We start from the raw sequence: 16,619 nt of genomic DNA on the forward strand, positions 1-16,619 counted from the left end.
CGGCCGTCCACACCAGGAAGCCGATGACCCAGGGGCTGACCAGGACATAGGCCGAAAGAGCTTCCCGCCGGGCGGGCGAGGTCCTGCGCCCCCACGCAGTGCTCCTCACTTATGCAACCTCGCCTGTTAGGATAGGCCCCGGAGGCACACCTGCTCCCCCGGGGCCGTCGCGCTTAGCCTTGCTCCGCCCAGTAGTCGTCCAGATAGCCCTGGACGGTCGCCTGGACCTCGTCCAGCACGATCTGAGCGTCCTTCTGCTCCCCGGTCAGGATCCGGTCATAGCCGGCCCAGAACGCGTCCCATACCTCGCCGTACCGGGGTATGTACGACTCATGGTTGGGAACGTCAATATAGTTCAGCGAGTCAAAGAACACCTGCAGTTGCAGGTTCGGGAACCTGGCGGCCATCTCTTCCTTGTACCTCTCCTGGAGAGAAGCCCGAGGCGGGAGCGCCCCCCAGGTGAGATCCAGGCGGAGCATCTGATCCGGCTCCAGCATCCACTTCGCCACCTCCCAGGCCGCGTCGAGGTGGGCGAACTGGTTGCAGATGAGGAAACCGTCTACGTCGCACTGGGCCAGAGTGATCCCTAGGGGGCTGGCTGGGATCGCTCCCACGTTCCAGTGGAACGGCAGTTCCTCCATCTCCCCCATCCGCCAGGAGTGGCAGTGATCGATCCCCAGTTTGCCCGTGTTGAACCCTGGCGCCGATGCCTGAGACTGCTGCGCCGAAGGCATGATGTACCACTTCCAGATGGCGTCACTGGCCCACTGCAGCCGATCCACCCAGGCAGGAGCATTGAAGTACAGAGTACGGAAGTCTTCGCTCCAGCCCATGTTCTCCGCACCCCAGGCTACGGCCAGTGCGTTGAAACCCAGGCCGCAGTCGACTTCGTCATAGCCCCATTGGACCTGATCTGCCGGGTCGAAGCCGTCCTCAGTGGCTCGTCTGCCGCTGCCATCCTGGCTGAGCTGTCTCGCCATTTCCACCAGGGCGTCGTACGTCCAGCCCTCAGCCTCCCACTCCTGGGTAGGATAGTCCACCTCCGCTGCATCGAACAGGTCCTCATTGTAGTAGAGGACGCTGGGATACACGCCCATAACTATCCCATACATCACGCCCTGGTATTTGCCTATCTCGGGAATGAGATCACCGAAGTCACTGAGGTCGTACTGATCGCGCTCCACGTACGGCCCGATGTCCAGGTTAGTGTCGCGGAAGCGGCCTACCTGCTCCACACCCGAAGGCATGTTGATGGCCGGTGGAGTACCCGCGGCTAGCATGGCGGCCCACTTGGTGCGGCTCTCGTCGTGAGGCACGTACATATGCTCGATCTTGATGTCGGTATGCGACGCGTTCCACTCCGCTGCCAGGCGGTTCTGCGCCTCCTGCTGCTCGGGTGCCGTTCCCGTGCCCATGCCCACGAATATGGTTACCGTGACCGCCTCACCTGCGGCGGCCGGGGCCTCTGCCGCGGCCGGGGCAGCCGTCTCCTCCCGGGGGACCGGTGTCCCGGTGGCCCCGGCACAGGCGGCGGCGGCAGTCGCGGCGGCAACCGCGGCAGAGAGCTGCAGAACTCGACGGCGAGTCATTCTGGTCCGGTGCATTGCGTCCCTCCTCTTTCCGATCCAAGACCAGGAACCAGCTACGCCCGACCTACGTCAAATCAGCATGCGGACGGGTACGACCGTCTTCGGCCTCATCACCTCCCTTCGACCAGAGCCCCAGGCACGAACCTCAATACGAGTATGGCGACCCATCAGACGCCTGTCAACGTCCTTTTCACGCCGCCAGAGGTCAGCTAGTATGGTTGTATCGCGTCGCCAGAGGCCCTTCGTCGCTAGGGCGACATCTGCCTCCCGCCCGGCGCACATGCATGACCGCAGCGTGCAGAGGAGTGGTGCCATGAGGAGACTGGCTCTCAACGGCGGAACCCCGGTACGGTCCGCTCCCTTTCCCGAGCGGCCCATCTTCGACCAACTGGAGCTGACGGCGTTGGAGGAGGTGCTGACCAGCCGCCGCTGGACCAGCGCCCCCTACATCTTCAAGGGAGACATGTCCCTCTCGCGAACGTACCGGCTGGAGCGGGACTACGCCGCCTACCACGATTGCCGTTTCGGCATCGCCACCGGCAGCGGCACCGACGCTCTCCAGATCGCCTACGCCGCCGCTGGCCTGGGCCCCGGCGATGAGGCCATCATGCCGCCCAACACTTTCATCGCCACGGCCACCCCTGCCCTCCACCTGGGGGCTGTGCCCATCTTTGCCGATGTGGATCCCGAGACCCTCTGTCTTGATCCCGATGCCGTGGAAGCCGCCATCACCGACCGTACCCGCCTCATCGTGCCCCTCCACCTCGGGGGCTACCCTGCTGACATGGACCGCATCATGGAGATAGCCCGCCGGCACGACCTGACCGTCGTTGCCGACGCTTGCCACGCCGCGGGCACCGAGTGGCGGGGCCGGAAAGTAGCCGCCTTCTCGGACCTGAGCGCCTTCAGCTTCCAGCAGGACAAGCAGATCACCGCGGGCGAAGGCGGCATGGTGACCACCAACGACGAGAAGCTTTATGAGCAGTGCTACGTGCTTCACAACGACGGTCGGGGCCTGGGCGAGCACGGCGGGCACTTCGTGGCTCAGGGCTGGAACTTCCGCATGAGCGAGTTCCAGGCGGCCCTGCTTCTGGCCCAGCTGTCCCGCCTGGACGACCTGCTGAAGAGGAAGAACCGCAACGCGCGCAGGCTCGGGGCGGGGCTGGCCCAGGTGGGCGGGCTGAGCTGGCCGCGGGAAGACGAGCGCATCACTGCCCAGAGCTACGTCTACCCTCGCCTGCGCTACCACGCCGAGGCGTTCGATGGCCTGTCCGCCGCCACTTTCGCCGAGGCCCTTCGCGCGGAGGGCATCCCCTGCGGCGCCGGCTCTGGCTGGACCCTCTACCGGCATCCGCTCTTCACCGAGTCCAGCTTTCGCTTCGATACCTCCCGGCGGGTGGACTACCGCCAGGTGCACTGCCCCAACGCCGAGGACGCTGCCGGCCGCTGGATAGGCTTCCCCCAGGAGGTCATGCTCGCCGATGAGAGGGCCATAGATGACTTCGTGGAGGCAGTGGCCAAGATCAAGGCCAACCTAGGAGAGCTCGCGGCAGCGCCGGCCTAGCCCTCGACTCGGCGCGATGCCCACGGCTGAGGCCACCGATGCCCAGGTCCGGCAGCGATCGTCGGGCCCCACATCGCGCTCCGCCCCAGTGGCCGCGGGTGCGCCACAGCAGGCTCGATGGAGATGAGCACGGGAGGCCAAGCCCCATGAAGGGGGACAAGTTGGCACTCTGGCGACGCTGGGTAGCCGCCAACGCCCTGGGGGAGCTGGTGGGCCTCGGTGCCACCGGGGCGATCGCTGCCCTAGTCTTCGCTAACCTCGGCGAGCAGAACGACACCTTTGCGATACTGACAGCCTTCGTTCTAGCTGTGGCAAGCGGGTCGGTTGAGGCCACCGTGCTCGGGCTGGCTCAATGGTGGGCCATGCGTCCCTGGTTCCCGACTCTCGGCCGGCGGTCCTGGTGGCTGGCTACGCTTGCCGGCGCCCTGATCGCCTACCTCCTCGGCTACTTGCCCAGTACCCTTGGGAGCCTGGGGGAGGAGTCGGCAGAAAGCCCGCTGGCTGAGGCGCCCCAGTGGGTGGTGCTGGCGCTGGCTGCCGGCCTCGGGATAGTGACGGGAGCCACCCTGTCCCTGGCTCAGTGGCTGGCACTTCGCAGGCACGTCCGGGGCGCAGTCCTGTGGGTCCCTGCCAATGCCCTCGCCTGGATGATCGGGATGCCCCTCATCTTCTGGGGAATGGACCTGGCCCAGAGAGCTCAGGCCCTTTGGCAGGTCGCTCTGCTTCTCGCTGCCGTCCTTCTGGCAGCTGGAGCTGTGGTCGGAGCCATCCACGGCGCCTTCCTGGTGCGTCTGGCGGAGGACGGCTGGAGGGCCGGAGGGAGCTAGGACACCCGGCCCACCCATTCCGTCCCATGCTCGTCCTCCCCCTCCGGTCCCGGCCGCCTGTGAGCCGCGCCGCATCTTACCCTCGGAAGCGTTACATAGCTGGGGCTCGATGCACCTGATGCGTGCGCCCGTCCGTCTGCAATACCCCTTGACGTGGGGTCTGAAAGCGAGTATACTCACGCTACCGTTGCTAACACAGGAGTTGGGAAGTCCCGTGGCGTCGCGTCACCAGATCCCAGCTATGCACCGGGCGGCGATACTGGCCGCCATCAGGTCAGAAGGCCCGATCTCGCGAGCCGAGCTAGCCCGGCGGCTGCATCTGAGGCCGTCCTCGGTCACGGAGCAAGTGCGAGAGCTCATGTCAGAGGGTCTGATCTGCGAAGTGGGACAGGGGGGCTCCGATGGGGGCCGGCCTCCGGTCTTGCTCGACATCGCCCGGGCGGGCAACTACGCCATCGGGATAACCCTGGAGCCCAGGGGCATCGCCGCTGCCCTAGTGCAGTGGGACGGGACCATTCTCGCCCGCGCTCCGTTGCAGTCCGTGGATGCCGGCAGCTCACCTGAGACTCTGGAGGATGCCGCCATTGCGGTCACGGAGGAGGTCCTGGCAGACGCCGCGGTACCCCTCTCCTCCGTGCACACCATAGGGGTGGGCGTCTCCGCCCTGGTGGACACCACCGCGAACGAAGCCATCTTCAGCAGCACCTTCTCCGAGCTGGGGCGCTTTCGCTTCGATCGTCTGGCGGAGCACTTCGGCAAGCCCGTCTACTTGGAGGACATCGCCTACCTGATGGCGCTGGGGGAGCGCTGGTTTGTCTATCCCAAGGACCCGCGCCCGCTGGTCTTCCTCCTCATTAGCAGCGGAACCTGCGGGGCTGTTCTGTCCCCGGCGGGCACGCCGGAGCTACCCCGATTCGCCGCCGAGTTCGGGCATATGGTCCTGGACGCCGACGGCCCTATCTGCGGTTGTGGCAGGCGCGGGTGCCTAGAAGCCTTCGTCTCCGAGACCGCCCTCGTGGCCACGGCCAATCGCCTCCTGGGGGCGCCCGGGCACCCGCCTTTGGGGCTGGAGGAGGTAGCGCGCCTGGTTCACGAAGGCAATCCGGTGGCCCAGAGTATCCTGTCCACCGCCGCCGAGCACCTCGGCCTGGCGGTAGCCAGCATATCCAGCATCTTCGCTCCGGCCCTCCTCGTGCTTGGCGGGTCGGTAGTGGAGGCCTGGCGCGACCAGTTGGTGCCCCAGGTGCGCGCACACGCCCGTTCACATTTGCTCGAGTTCCTCCAGGATCGCGTAGAGATCGTCCCTTCGCAGCTGGGGTCCGACGCCGCCCTGCTGGGGAGCGCGGCCCGGGCTCTGGACGCTGCCTTCGTTGCTCCTCGTCTACTGCCCGTGTGAGTCCGGCACCCGACGAGGGTGAGTACCGTGCCGACGATGTGAGCCGGGGTCGCCCAGCACCCCGGGACCTGACGGCCATCGGGCGTCCACGGCACTGCGCGCGGCCTGCGTCCGCGCTGCTGCGTGGATTCTGTCGCTGATTCGGGAGCCTACGGAAGGCGTCTCCAAGGGAGGTCAGGCAATGGCTCGCTATCTCGAAGACAACGTCGGTGGAATCACAGGTGGCTACGCTTTCGCGGATGGAGTCCAGCTCAAAGTCCCCTACTCCTTCATGGGTTCGATCTACGACGAGGAGGAGGAACAGGCCCTGCTGCACGTGATGCGGCAGGACTCCCTCACCGCCGGGCCCCAAGTGGCTTCCTTCCAGAAGGAGTTCGCCCAGTGGTGCGGAGTGAAGCACGCCTTCGCTACCACCAGCTGCACCACCGCCATGCACGTGGCCACTCAGGCCCTGGGCATCGGCGAGGGCGACGAGGTGATCATCACCCCCAACACCTTCATCGCCACCACCCTGGCCGTCCTCAAAGAGGGCGGCATCCCAGTCTATGCCGACATAGATCCCCGCACCTACAACATAGACCCGGCGGAGGTGGCCAAGAAAGTCACCGACAAGACCAAGGCCATCTTCGTGGTCCACTATGCCGGGCAGATGTGCGACATGGACCCCATCATGGAGGTCGCCCGGGCCCACGGCCTGGCGGTGCTGGAGGACTGCGCCCACGCCCACGGCTCCGAATACAAGGGCCAGAAGGCGGGCGCGGTGGGTGACGTGGGCTGCTTCAGCTTCCACTCCCTCAAGAACATGACTATGGGCGAAGGTGGGATGATTACCACCAACCGGGATGACCTGGTTCCCCGCATCGAGCTGTTGCGCAACATGAACATAAAGAGCTGGGAGAACCAGAAGTACTACTGGCTCCCCTCCCACTTCGACGTGGTGGATGTGGACGGCAAGTGGGGGGTCAACTACCGCATGAACGAGTTCCAGGCCGCCCTGGGCCGGTGCCAGTTGCGCAAGCTCCCCATGATGGTCGAGAAGCGCCGCGAGTTGGGCCGCCGCATCAACGCTGGGCTGCAGGGCATTCCGGGCATCACCCCGGTGTACGAGGACCCCAACTGCCACCACTCCTACCACCTCTACACCCTTTGCGTGGAGCCTGAGGAGCTGGGCGCCAGCCGGGATGAGTTCCTGCGGGCGCTGTACTACGAGGAGGGAGTGCAGGGCATCCTCCACTACCAGCCCAACTACGACTTCACCGGAGTGAAGAAGTACCTGGAGGAGCGAGGATACGGGGGCCAGTTCTGCCCCATCGCCGACAAGTTCTTCTACCGCCGGCAGATGAACCTGCCCATCCACCCGCGGCTCACCATGGAGGACGCCGACAACATCATCACCGGCGTCCGCAACGCCGCCGAGAAGGTGAGGGGCAGCGGCAAGTAAGGAGTGGTGAGTACCACCGGGCACTCACCGCTCGTCACCCCCCAGCAAGGAGGAGCCTACCGTGGCAGTGAGATGGGGTGTCATCGGAGCCGGCGGGATCGCCGATCGCAGGACCATCCCGGAGATGCTGCAGGTTGCCGACAACGCGCAGCTGGTGGCTCTCATGGACGTGAGCGCGGAGGCCGTAGCCCGCGTCGCCGCCAAGTACGGCGTTTCTGCCATCTACACCGACGAGGAAGCTCTGCTAAGCGATCCTCAGGTGGAGGCAGTGTACATCGCCACGCCGCAAAACGTTCATCACCGCCAGGTGTTGGCGGCGGCCCGTCACGGCAAGCACGTGCTGTGTGAGAAGCCAATGGCGACCAGTATGGCGGACGCCGAGGAGATGATCGAGGCCTGCGCTAGAGCGGGGGTCAAGCTCGGCCTCGACTACATGATGCGCTTCAACATCCATAACCAGAAGATACGCGAGCTGGTGGCTAGCGGCGCCCTGGGCCAGTTGGTGATGGGCCGAGCAGAGCTCACCTGCTGGTATCCCCCCATGCCCACTGCCTGGCGCCAGAAGCGAGAAACCGCTTACGGCGGCTCCCTCATAGACATGGGCAGCCACTGCCTCGACATCCTGGAGTGGATCTTCGACAGCCGCATCACCGAGGTCTTCGCCTTCCACGATACCATCACCCACTCGTACGACGTCGAGGACACCTCTACCACCATCTTGCGCTTCGAGAACGGCGCCCATGGCATTGTAGACAACTACTTCAACGTCCCCGACGAGGCCGCCAAGAACCTCCTCGAGGTCTACGGCACCCAGGGCAGCATCCTAGCCTCCGGCACCATCGGGCAGGACCCCACCGGCACCTTCACTTCCTACCTGGCCCCCCCGGGGCAGACCTACTCGCCCAACCAGGTGAGAGACTCGACCTCGCGCGTGCAGGCCAAGACTTACCAGTTCGAGGGCGTCCCCATGTACGGGACCATGGTCAAGCTGTTCAGCCAGGCTATCGAGGAGGGGGGCGAGCCCCCCGTGCCCGGCGAGGTGGGCCTGCACAACCTGCGGGTCATCATGGCCATCTACGAGGCGGCTCGCAGCGGCAGGCCGGTCAAGATCAGCTACGCGTAGGGCTCGCCACAGAGACACGGAGGCACAGAGCGATGGCCAATAGGGACCAGGCTGGGAGCGGCATGGCGACACCGGCTCTCGCTCGGTTCCGCTCTGTGTCTCTGCGACTCCGTGGCTGACCGGGAGGGATGACTTTGGCTGAGTTGGCGATTAACGGCGGAGCTCCGGTCAGGACGAGGGAGTGGCCGGCTTGGCCGGTCCACGATGAGCGCGAGGTGGAAGCCATCACCGAGGTCACCCGGAGCGGCAAGTGGTGGCGCTTCGCTTACGCTTCCGGAGTGGAACTTAACGAGGATTTGAGCGCCCGGGAGCTCTCCAAGGTGGTGCAGTTCGGCCTTGCCTTCGCTCGCCACCACGGGGCTCGCTACGGCATCGCCATGGCCAACGGCACCGGCACCCTGGAAGTGGCCCTGAGGGCCCTGGGCGTCGGCCCCGGCGACGAGGTCATCGTACCCGCCTACACCTACGTGGCCAGCGCCACCAGCGTGCTGCAGGTGAACGCCGTCCCCATCTTCGTGGACGTCGAGCCCGATACCTACAACCTCGATCCGTCCCTCCTGGAGGGCGCCATCAGCGAGCGCACCCGGGCCATCATGCCGGTGCACTTCGGAGGCCAGTCCTGCGACATGGACGCCATCCTCGAGATCGCCCGCCGGCACGGCCTGGCGGTGGTAGAGGATGCTGCCCACGGCCACGGGTCCGAGTGGAAGGGCCGCAAGGTCGGGGCCCTGGGTGACGTGGGCTCGTTCAGCTTCCAGTCCTCCAAGAACATGACAGCGGGCGAGGGAGGCATCGTCCTCACCAACGATCGAGCCCTGGCGGAGAAGTGCGACTCTTTGCTCTGGGCCGGCCGCCAGAAGGGCCGGCCCTGGTATGAGTTCCACCAGCTAGGGTGGAACCACCGTATGACCGAGTTCCAGGCTGCCATCCTGCTGGTTCAGCTGCAGCGGCTGGAGGAGCAGAACGCCCGCCGGATGCAGAACGTCCGCTACCTTAATGATAGGCTGGCGGGGATGGAGGGCCTTCAGCCATTGCGCTGGGACGAAAGGGCCACCAAGCACAGCTTCTACCTCTACATCCTGCGCTACGACCCGGCCGCGTTCGGCGGCCTGCCCCGGGCCCGGTTCGTGGAGGCCCTGGCGGCGGAGGGCGTGCCCGCCTTCACCGGTTACACCTTTCCGGTGTATGCCAATCCCATGTTTCTGGACCAAAACTTCCACGGGAAGGGGTGCCCGGTCAACTGCCATCACTACGGCGGCACCGTAGACTACGCCAGTTTCGCCCGAACCTGCCCTGTCACTGAGAGAGCCTGCTACGAGGAGTCCATCTGGCTGGAGCACCGGCTCTTCCTGGGCGATCAGGGCGACATGGACGACATAGCTGAGGCGCTGGCCAAGGTCGGCACCAACGTCAGGGAGTTGGCCTGACCACGCCGCGAGGATGAACGAGGTGCAAGGAAAGGAGGTGGTGTCGAGCTCGAGGGGCGCCGCGCCCGGCGCGAGGCGCCCAAGGTGGAGCGTCCGCTTCGCAGGGGAGTAAGTACAGCGTAGCTCCCGCCGTAAGCCAGCGACCTGGCGAGGAGGTAAGGCAGATGTCTGCTCAGAGTCGAGGAATCTCTCGTCGTAGGCTCATGAAGGCCGGGGCAGCAGCCATGGGAGCGGCCGCTCTGGCGGCGTGCCAGGCGGCCACTCCCCAGGTGGTGGAGAAGGTCGTCGAAGTCGAGAAGGAAGTCACCAAGATTGTCGAGCAGACGGTAGAAGTGCCGGCAGCCGCCAAACCGGTGGAGATCCGAGTGGCCTTCTACGTCATGGGCGACTCCTGGATGGCCAACGCGGAGGAGGCCATCGCGGACTTCGAGAGCAAGAACCCCAACGTCAAGGTCAACATCGAGTGGCGGCCCGGCGCGGAGTACTGGACCAAGCTCCAGACGGAGTTCGCCGGCGGCGTCGCTCCCGACGTCAGCGTGAACCAGATGGACTGGGTGATCCCGGGCGCTGCCCGAGGCATGTGGTTGGACCTAAAGCCGTTCATTGAGCGTGATGGCTTCGACATGAGCCAGTATTTCTACCCCATGGACCTGGAGTGGGAGTGGCAGGGCGGGCTCTACGGCGGGCTCCTCTACGCCGGCGGCCAGACGCTCATGATCAACAAAGACATCCTGGGCGAGGCTGGGCTGGAGATGCCCACCGCCGACTGGACCTGGGATGACTTGCTGGCCTACGCCAAGGCCATGACCGACCCAGAGAAAGGCCAGTACGGGCTCTTCGGAGCTACGAGCGCTCCGCCTTACTGGTCCTGCTCCTTCATCCACGGCAACGGGGGCACCGTCCTCAACGACGCCTATAACAAGTGCACCCTCACGGAGGACCCGGCGGTCGAGGCAGTGAACTGGCTCTACGAGCGCATGTTTACCGACCAGGTTATGCCTACTCCGGCGAGCCTCACGGGGCAGGAGAGCCCGTGGCTGACCGGCAAGATCGGCATGGCTTTCCAGGGGACTTGGGCAGAGAGCCAGACGCGCGACGCCAACTTGTTCGACTGGGACTTCGCTCCCATGCCCAAGCATCCGGTGACGGGTAAGAAGAGCGTCCAGCTCGGCTCCAACACCTGGTCCATCCTGGCCAACACCCGCAACCGTGAGGAAGCGTGGCAGTTCGTCAAGTTCATGATGGGGGTCGAGGGCCAGACCTGGATGATGAGATTCGGCATTCCCGGCATCACCAGTGTGGTGGAGAGCCAGGCCTTCAAGGACCTGCACGCGCCTCAGAACATCCAGGTCGTCGTGGATGACTTCGCCTGCTGCGGTCACGACTACTACCCGACGGCGGACTGCGGGGAATGGTGGACCGCGTGCGGCCAGGAGTGGAGCGCGATCTGGTCCGGCGAGCTCACCGTGGAAGAAGCGTTGACGAACGCCTGTGTCGCCATGGACGAGGTGTTCGCGCGACGTCCTCCCATCTACGAGAAGTAGCGACGGGAGCAGCCCTCACCCGCCCTCTGCTCTCGGCCGCGAGGGGAGAGGGGGAGACGCGGCGACGGAGAGAGGGGGAGATACGGAGACAGGGGGAACGGGGCAGGACGGTTCTGCGCCTCTCCCTGTCTCTCCCTCTCCATGACGGGTGAGGCCCACCGGAGGAGCAACCTAAGGAGGCTGACATGCAAGCGAGGGCCGTGGTAAGGGCCGGCAGGCGCAGGATGTCCCCTTCCGAGCGACGCGAGGCCATAGAGGGGTACGTCTCCATCTCGCCCTGGCTCTTCGGGCTGGTCATCTTCACCCTCGGCCCCATTGTCGCTTCGCTCTACTTCAGCTTCACCGAATACGAAGTGGTCAAGACGCCGGTCTTCATCGGGCTAGACAACTACCAGCGCCTGGTGGGAGACCGTCTCTTCTGGCAGTCGCTCAAGGTGACCGGCACCTATGTCGGAGTCTCGGTGCCGGTGGGCATCCTGCTGTCGTTCGCCGTGGCTTTGCTGATGAACCAGAAAGTGCGCCTTATCGGGTTCTTCCGCACGGCCTACTACATGCCCAATCTGGTGCCAGCGGTGGGTTCGGCCATCCTCTGGATCTGGATCTTCAACCCTGAGTTCGGTCTGCTCAACACCTTCCTCGCCAGCATCGGCATCCAGGGGCCCCTGTGGCTGGCTCACAGCAAGTGGGCCCTCCCGGCCCTGATCATCATGAGCCTCTGGGGCGTAGGAGGGGGGATGCTCATCTACCTGGCCGGCCTGCAGGGTATTCCCACGGACCTATATGAGGCAGCAGAGGTGGATGGCGCGGGGCAGTGGCGCCGGTTCCTTCACGTGACCGTGCCTCAGATGACGCCCGTGCTGTTCTTCAACTTGGTGATGGGCATCATCGGCAGCTTCCAGGTATTCACCGCCGGCTACATCATGACCGGCGGAGGGCCCCGATACGCCACCTACTTCTACGTGCTCTACCTGTATAACAACGCCTTCCAGTACTTCCGCATGGGATACGCCTCTGCCCTGGCCTGGATCCTGGCCATCATCATTCTCTTCTTCACTCTCCTGGTCTTCCGGTCGTCCAGTGCCTGGGTGTACTACGAGGGGCAACTGCGGGGGAGGGGCTAGACAGATGGCGAACACCGCGGCAGTCGCCAAGACCAGCACCCGGCCCACCGGCGCCAGAGCCTTCCTCGCCAGGCGCTCGGTTCAGAGGTACATCGGCAGGACGCTCATTTACCTACTCCTAGTAGCCGGGGCCGTCGTCCTCATGATGCCTCTGGCCTGGCTGCTCTCCAGCTCTCTCAAGCCTTCGGGGCTGATATTCGTGGTACCGCCCCAGTGGATTCCTGACCCCATCGCCTGGCAGAACTACGCCCAGGTCTGGGAGATGATCCCGTTCGGTCTCTACTTGCGGAACACCCTTGTGATAACCGTGTTCTGCATCATCGGAGCTTCGGCGTCAGCGGCGATTGTGGCCTTCGGCTTCGCTCGGCTTCGATTCCCCGGCCGGGACGTTCTCTTTCTAGTGCTGTTGAGCACCATCATGATCCCGGAACAGGTGACCCTCATCCCGACCTACGTGCTTTTCCGCATACTGGGCTGGCTGGATAGCTACTATCCCCTGATCGTGCCCGCCTTCTTCGGCGGCGGTGCCTTCAACATCTTCCTCCTGCGCCAGTACTACATGAGGTTGCCCCTCGAGCTGGACGACGCCGCCCGGATAGATGGCTGCAGCTCCTTCGGCATCTTCCGACGGATCCTGCTCCCGCAGTGTCGCCCGGCCCTGGGCGTGATCGCTATCCTGCTGTTCATGGGCAATTGGAATGGCTTCTTCCTGCCCCTCATCTACCTCAACTCGCCTGACAAGTACACCCTGGCTCTGGGCCTCAACCTGTTCCGCGGCACCCAGTACACCGCCTGGAACCTGCTCATGGCCGCTTCCACCATGGTGTCGCTGCCATGCATCGTGCTCTACTTCGTGGCCCAGAGATACTTCATCCAGGGCATCGTCTTCACCGGAATCAAGGGCTAGCCACAGAGACACGGAGACACCGAGAGGGGGAGAGGGAGCGACACGGAGAAGCGCAAAGCACAGACAGTGAGAGAGGAAGAGACACCGACTTCACTCCCTCTCCGTGTCTCATTGTCTCCCCTTCTCTCCCTTACTGTGCTTCCGTGTTTCGGTGGCTGCCCCGAGGAGGCATCGGTTGGATGAGATACGCATAGCCGTTGTGGGACTCGGCTGGCGCGGCATCGGCACCTGGTTCGGCATCCTGCAGTCCATGCCAGGCTACCGTATCACTGCCATATGTGACCCGCTTGAGCAGCTGCACGAGAGGGCGGTGTCGCGGCTGAAGCGCCCGGACGAGGTCAAGGTCTACACCCACTACGAGGACGTCCTGTCCGACGACAACGTTGACGCCGTGGCCCTCACCGTGCGCTGCCAGGAGCAGGGAGCCCTGGCCGCCATGGCCCTGGAGGCGGGCAAGCACGTCAACAGCGAGGTGCCGGCTTCTCACAGCATCGAGGACTGCTGGCGGATCGTTCTGGCCCAAGAGCGCTCGGGCAAGGTGTACCAACTGGCGGAACAGACACGTTACTGGGGCTTCGTGGAGGCCTGGCGCGAGATGGTGGCCCAGGGTCAGCTAGGCCACGTCACCCTGTGCGAGGGTCAGTACTTCCACTACTACGTGGGTCAGCACTTCCGCGATCGGGCCTCGGGGCGATTCCTGCATCCCAGCGAAGTGAGCCGCTACCCGGGAGCGGAGGGCACCTGGCTCAACCGCATGCCACCTATCCACTACCTCCCCCACGAGCTCAGCCCTATGCTTAAGGTCCTGGATGATCGGGTGACGCAGGTGGTGGCCATGAGCACCCGGGACCGGAGCTACGCTCATCCCCAGATCGAGACGGCCGACATGCAGATGGCTCTCATGAAGACCGAGAAGGATGCCATCCTCCGGATGGGAGTCTCCTTCTCTCAGCCTCACCCCGAGGCCAACTATCACTGGTATCACGTCATGGGGACGCTCGGCGCAGTGGAGTGGAAGCGGGCCAATCGAGACCGGCCCCGCATGTGGTTGGCCAACGCCCAGATGCACGACATGGCCGAGGTGGACTGGCGCTACGAGCGCACCGACGCCCCGGCGGAAGCGCGTGGCAGCGGTCACGGCGACGCCGACTACTACGTCCACGCCGCCTTTCGTGATGCCGTCCTGCAGGGCAAGCCCCTGGAGTTCGACGTCTACCAGGCCATGGACACGGCCGCACCCGCCATCCTGGCCGCCCAGTCCATCGCCGAGGGCAGCGTCCCACTGGAAGTGCCCGACTTTCGGCCTGGCAACGGCCGGGCCAGGGGCTCCGGGCCCAAGTGAGCAGAGCGAGCGAGGAGAGTGCCATGGCCGAGTACGGCATAGGCATCTGGGGAGCCGGATGGGTGGCAGGAGAGCACGCCCGCGCCTACACCAACAACCCCAAAGCTCGAGTGGTGGCGGTGGGCAGCCGCACGCTGGAAGGGGCCAGGCGGCGCATCGAGGAGTGGGGCATCGTCGGTTGCCGGGCCTACGATGACCTGGAGGAGCTTCTGGCCCACCCGGAGCTGGACGTCGTTTCGGTGTGTACCCCCAACTACCGCCACGCCGCCGACGTGGTCGCCATCGCGTCGGCGGGCAAGCACATCCTCATCGAGAAACCACCCGCCACCGACCTGGAAGGCCTGCGGGCCATGCGGGACGCCGTCCGGCAGGCGGGCGTCAAGACGCTCGTGGGCTTCGTGTTACACTGGCACCCGCTGTTCCAGGCAGTGAAGCGGGTGGTCGCCGGCGGGCTATTGGGCCGGGTGATCATGGCCCAGCTGGATTACTGGCACCGCCTGACCGCCGAGGACCAACTCCCCCTCTACGCCTGGCTGGTGAGTAGGGAGAAAGCGGGGAGCATCTTCCTGGCCGGCGGGTCCCACCCCATGGACGCGGTGCGCTGGTTTCTGGGCGGCGAGATCGAGGAGGTTTGCGGCTACTCCACCGAGCCCTCGGGGGACTACGACTACCCCACCACCACCGTGGGACTGCTGCGCTTTCGGGATGGCGCCATCGCCAAGATCAGCGCCTGCGTAGAGGCCTACCTACCCTACACCTTCAACATCGACCTGCTGGGGGAAGAGGGTACCCTGCGAGACGAGCGCGTCTGCAGCCGCAAGCTGGGAGACGGTAAGGAATGGGTGGACCTGGGCGTGGCCGCTCCCCATAGCGGCGAGGTCAGCGCCCATCCCTTCCAAGCCGAGATCAACTACTTCCTGGACTGCCTAGACCGCGGCGTGGACTCGGAGATCAACCTGGAGGACGGGGTCAAGACCACCGAGGCCTGCCTGGCGGTGGACATGGCGGCGGTCTCGGGCAGGCCAGTGAAGCTGCCGCTGCTGTAGCCCTGCCGCGAACCGGCCACAGGGACACAGAGGCACGGAGCACCAGAGAAGGAACCTCCGTCACTCCGTGCCTTGGTGGGAGTCACGACTAAGCACGAAGTGGAGCAGCCGGAATGGGCAAGAAGGTCTACGATGATCGCGACATCGCTTACATCAAGCGCGTCCTCGACGAGCCGCAGGACATCACCGGCGCTAAGGTGGTGGCGGAGTTCGAGGAAAGATTCGCCGAGAAGGTCGGCTCTCGCTACGCCGTGGCGGTGGCCAATGGCATGTGCGGCCTCCACACCCTGCTGGCGGCTGCCGGGGTGGGCCCGGCCGTCGAGGTCATCGTGGACCCCATCGTCCAGTTCGGCGCCCTCTCCGTGCTCTACAACAACGGCGTGCCCATTTTCGCCGACGTAGACCCCGCCACCCACAACATGGACCCCCGCTCCTTCGAGGAGCGCCTCACCCCCGACACCAAGGCGGCGGTGGTGACGCACCTGTGGGGGCTGCCGGCGGAGGTGGAGCAGATGCGGGCTGTCGCCGACAGGCAGGGGATAGTCCTGGTGGAGGACTGCGCCCACGCCCTGCTGGCCCAGCACAAAGGTCGGCGTGTGGGCACCTGGGGCCACGCAGCGATGTTCAGCTTCCAGGCCTCCAAGCACCTTAGCACCGGGGACGGGGGGATGCTGACCACCAGCGACGAGGGCCTCCTCCAGGAGATCCGCTCCCTCATGAACTGGGGGGCGGCGCCGGACCGCATGGCCTACAATTTCCGCATGCCGGGGGTGGTGGCCGCCGTGGGGCTGGCCCAACTGGAGCGAGCGGACGACTACGTGCGGCAGGACATGCAAAGTGCCGAGCTGTACCATCAGGCCCTCGAGGGCTGTGAGTGGCTGGTGCCCCAGGTCGTTGCCCCCTACAACACCCACTCTCAGCACATCTTCGCCGTAGCCTTCCGGGGCGAGGAGCACGGCATTGACTACGAGGAGTTCAAGCGGGTGAGCCGGGAGGAGAAGGCCGGGCTAGGCTTCGGCTACACCCAGCGCACCTGGCGGGAAGCGCAGATCGTGGCCGCCTACCAGTTCCCCGTGTTCAAGGAGCCGGTGGCCTACGGCAAGGGCTGCCCCACCCACTGCCCTCACTACCGCAAGGACCTGCCCTATCGTAACGGCTACTGCCCCAACGCCGAGGACCTGGTGCCGCGCCTGTGCCTCAGGGGCCTCAGCAGCGCTCTACCCGACGACATCGCCAGAGGGGCCGAGGGCCTGCGCCGGGCCATCGAGCGCGTGAGCTAGCAGACAAGGGAG

The 16,619-nt window shown here is 65.2% G+C and carries 13 protein-coding genes; 12 read left to right on the forward strand and 1 reads right to left on the reverse strand.

The features are described 5' to 3' along the window. Window positions 1–173 precede the first annotated feature (173 nt). Window positions 174–1,604 (reverse strand): extracellular solute-binding protein, encoded by a 1,431-nt coding sequence (locus HPY83_03835; GenBank protein NPV07081.1) that lies wholly within the window; start codon window positions 1,602–1,604, stop codon window positions 174–176. 298 nt (window positions 1,605–1,902) lie between these two features. Here HPY83_03835 and HPY83_03840 point away from each other — a divergent pair, with 298 nt between their 5' ends. The 12 genes from HPY83_03840 (at window position 1,903) to HPY83_03895 (ending at window position 16,607) form a co-directional block, all read left to right on the forward strand. Further along, on the forward strand, window positions 1,903–3,153 hold the full coding sequence (locus HPY83_03840; GenBank protein NPV07082.1) for a DegT/DnrJ/EryC1/StrS family aminotransferase: 1,251 nt from the start codon (window positions 1,903–1,905) through the stop codon (window positions 3,151–3,153). 146 nt (window positions 3,154–3,299) lie between these two features. Next, window positions 3,300–3,980, forward strand: a complete 681-nt coding sequence (locus HPY83_03845) for a hypothetical protein (GenBank protein ID NPV07083.1) — start codon at window positions 3,300–3,302, stop codon at window positions 3,978–3,980. Between the two features lie 214 nt (window positions 3,981–4,194). After that, window positions 4,195–5,376 carry an ROK family transcriptional regulator gene (locus HPY83_03850; GenBank protein NPV07084.1) on the forward strand — a complete coding sequence of 394 codons (1,182 nt, stop codon included), beginning with the start codon at window positions 4,195–4,197 and terminating at the stop codon, window positions 5,374–5,376. A gap of 181 nt (window positions 5,377–5,557) precedes the next feature. Then, window positions 5,558–6,817, forward strand: coding sequence for a DegT/DnrJ/EryC1/StrS family aminotransferase (locus HPY83_03855; protein NPV07085.1), 1,260 nt, complete (start codon window positions 5,558–5,560; stop codon window positions 6,815–6,817). Between the two features lie 61 nt (window positions 6,818–6,878). Then, window positions 6,879–7,940, forward strand: a complete 1,062-nt coding sequence (locus tag HPY83_03860; GenBank protein ID NPV07086.1) for a Gfo/Idh/MocA family oxidoreductase — start codon at window positions 6,879–6,881, stop codon at window positions 7,938–7,940. Window positions 7,941–8,074: 134 nt separating this feature from the next. Then, on the forward strand, window positions 8,075–9,367 hold the full coding sequence (locus HPY83_03865; protein NPV07087.1) for a DegT/DnrJ/EryC1/StrS family aminotransferase: 1,293 nt from the start codon (window positions 8,075–8,077) through the stop codon (window positions 9,365–9,367). A gap of 164 nt (window positions 9,368–9,531) precedes the next feature. Beyond that, on the forward strand, window positions 9,532–10,911 hold the full coding sequence (locus HPY83_03870) for a sugar ABC transporter substrate-binding protein (protein ID NPV07088.1): 1,380 nt from the start codon (window positions 9,532–9,534) through the stop codon (window positions 10,909–10,911). Window positions 10,912–11,096: 185 nt separating this feature from the next. Further along, window positions 11,097–12,032, forward strand: a complete 936-nt coding sequence (locus tag HPY83_03875) for a sugar ABC transporter permease (protein ID NPV07089.1) — start codon at window positions 11,097–11,099, stop codon at window positions 12,030–12,032. Between the two features lie 4 nt (window positions 12,033–12,036). Then, a complete protein-coding gene (locus tag HPY83_03880; protein ID NPV07090.1) occupies window positions 12,037–12,939 on the forward strand; it encodes a carbohydrate ABC transporter permease in 903 nt (300 codons plus the stop codon). A gap of 175 nt (window positions 12,940–13,114) precedes the next feature. After that, window positions 13,115–14,281 (forward strand): Gfo/Idh/MocA family oxidoreductase, encoded by a 1,167-nt coding sequence (locus HPY83_03885; GenBank protein NPV07091.1) that lies wholly within the window; start codon window positions 13,115–13,117, stop codon window positions 14,279–14,281. A gap of 23 nt (window positions 14,282–14,304) precedes the next feature. After that, window positions 14,305–15,327: a Gfo/Idh/MocA family oxidoreductase gene (locus tag HPY83_03890; protein ID NPV07092.1), complete on the forward strand. Its 1,023-nt coding sequence runs from the start codon at window positions 14,305–14,307 to the stop codon at window positions 15,325–15,327. A 113-nt stretch (window positions 15,328–15,440) separates the two neighbouring features. Beyond that, window positions 15,441–16,607 (forward strand): DegT/DnrJ/EryC1/StrS family aminotransferase, encoded by a 1,167-nt coding sequence (locus HPY83_03895; GenBank protein NPV07093.1) that lies wholly within the window; start codon window positions 15,441–15,443, stop codon window positions 16,605–16,607. Window positions 16,608–16,619: the final 12 nt, after the last annotated feature.

The organism is Anaerolineae bacterium, assembly GCA_013178015.1.
Lineage (GTDB): Bacteria > Chloroflexota > Anaerolineae > DRVO01 > DRVO01 > Ch71.